At 40.5% G+C, this 1,944-nt stretch carries 2 protein-coding genes and 1 pseudogene; 1 reads left to right on the top strand and 2 read right to left on the bottom strand.

Going from position 1 to position 1,944, the window contains the following annotated elements; all coding sequences use genetic code 11:
- A pseudogene (locus NJ959_RS29000) lies at nucleotides 1–498 on the top strand (glycosyltransferase family 39 protein); the annotation flags it as partial.
- Nucleotides 499–1,151: 653 nt separating this feature from the next.
- On the opposite strand, the gene NJ959_RS30905 reads toward NJ959_RS29000, so the two are convergent.
- Both NJ959_RS30905 and NJ959_RS28995 read right to left on the bottom strand, forming a co-directional pair.
- A complete protein-coding gene (locus tag NJ959_RS30905; RefSeq protein ID WP_373693736.1) occupies nucleotides 1,152–1,214 on the bottom strand; it encodes a hypothetical protein in 63 nt (20 codons plus the stop codon).
- 208 nt (nucleotides 1,215–1,422) lie between these two features.
- Nucleotides 1,423–1,845 carry a thioredoxin family protein gene (locus NJ959_RS28995; RefSeq protein WP_254015226.1) on the bottom strand — a complete coding sequence of 141 codons (423 nt, stop codon included), beginning with the start codon at nucleotides 1,843–1,845 and terminating at the stop codon, nucleotides 1,423–1,425.
- Nucleotides 1,846–1,944: the final 99 nt, after the last annotated feature.

The raw sequence follows: 1,944 nt of genomic DNA, 5'->3' as shown, positions 1-1,944 counted from the left end.
ACGCACCATAAATCGAAAAAGACAGAGAAATTGACAATGATTTTACCTTTGACTGTTTCCTTGTTAAGCACAGTATTTGTTATTTATAATTTAGTATTTCTTAAACCATTCTATCCAGATTTAGTAGCCCGGAATATGACTCAAGAGCCAAGGGTTCCCATGATGATGGTCGTGGGATATAATAATCTTCAGGATGTAGCGTTAGGATTAAGCTTTGCTTTAGCACTTAATAGACTAAATTCGGATATTAATCTGAACAATCCCAACCGCTCTATCGTTTTTTTGAATAATAAACATGGATATAATACCGTTTGGCAAAAACTAGCAGATTTACCAGTATATCCAGTTAATCGTTTGCATCTCTGGATTTTCGCTCCTGGATTGAGACGTAGGGATTATCCACCCCAATTAACGATTGCAAACCAAAAACTTTGCTCCTTAGACTCTGCTCAAAGCTATCGTCTCGAGATTTCTCATCGGCTGTATCGTTGTCACTGAAACGATCATTATTCAACAGTTACCTATCAGTAAATTTTATTGTTGCACTAGAGAAGCAACAAGAGGATTAACGTTTATAATCTGAGTTAGTCTTATGAATCATATAAATCATGATTGATTCTGCACAAGTTCTGCACAATCATAATCTAATCTGGAAAAATAGAACTCATAGTTTAAGACAGGTTTAGGTGAATAAGCTATGCACACTATCAATCAATACAGAGAGCCAATTGAACTTCCAGCTCGAGTCATTAAGGATTTAAAACGAATCAAAGCTTTAGGGAATATAAATATGTATAGCAAAAATCAAATATTAGTGACTTGTATTAACTTAGGTTACAATAGTACTGCTATCTGGCTGTCAGATAATTTTTATCTATACCTAAAAGGGATGGAAAAAGAATTTTAATCATTTTTTAGGTTACGATGACCTAAATAGGGCTTGCTGAATAAGTTTTTGGTGACGCTTCAAAGAGGCAGGGCGGCAGGGTTTTTTGGAGCAGGGGAGAAAATCCAAGCTTATTTTTTGGCTCAGTTTCCCAAAAGTGCAAGGATTTTGAGCTAGGGTAGTTCAGAACCTTGCACTTGTCTCGAGCCAAAAAGCATTACATCCTTATTTATCAATGCTTTCGCTCTTCTTCACCAAGCCCTAATTAATCTCTCCGCATCATCAACAATTGAATTAATTGCAGCACCGCATACAAAGCTGTTGCCACATAAGTAAATGCAGCAGCATTCAATACTTTTTTCGCTACCTGCTTTTACCAGATAATCCACTGTCTTATCCCGATGCCAAAGGTAATAAGGCTTCCCTTCACTGGGGGTGATTTCCTGAAAAAAACCACCTTCTTTGGCAATTGATGTGGGGCTAGGGAGTGGGGAGTGGGGCAGAAAAATTTTCCCCTACTCCCTACTCCCTATTCCCTACGCAGCCTTTTGCGCAGAGTTATCTAAAACCTTCGAGGTAGCCCCTTTGTTCAATATATCTGGATACTTGGGAAAAGAAGTCCCCATCAGGTTGTGCAGTGCCATCCGTAACTCCTCGCGCCCTTGGAAGCCTTCGAGTCTGTCAACCAACTCACCATCCTCAAACACAAGCAATGTGGGTAGAGACTTGATTCGATATTGGCTAGCCAGCTTGAGATTGTGATCTGCGTTTACTCTGACAACTTTAACGCGATGGCTTTCCCCGCCGCAGGCATCGCTCCCTTGAGGCTGAAATTCCTGGAGCATAGGGTTGATTAGGCGACAAAGCCCGCACCAGGGTGCCCAAAAATCCACCACAACGGTTGCAGGGGTTTCTAAAACTTCTTGTGTAAAAGTCCGCTCGCTAACAGACATCATCATGATGATCCCTCGGAGATATAACTAGTTTTTATGATTGGGATCATGCTACATCTAATTGGGATCGTCTGATCCATAAAAATGGGGAGTGGGGAGGTGGGG

It is taken from the genome of Limnofasciculus baicalensis BBK-W-15 (assembly GCF_024178385.1).
GTDB classification, from domain to species: Bacteria; Cyanobacteriota; Cyanobacteriia; order Cyanobacteriales; family Coleofasciculaceae; genus Limnofasciculus; species Limnofasciculus baicalensis.
Note: the sequence above shows the minus strand (reverse complement) of the source record. Positions and strands in the feature narration are given on the sequence as shown.

What these genes read in the sequence shown, in the direction of transcription:
- NJ959_RS28995 (WP_254015226.1), bottom strand. Translation starts at nt 1,845, where the DNA reads ATGATGATGTCTGTTAGCGAGCGGACTTTTACACAAGAAGTTTTAGAA.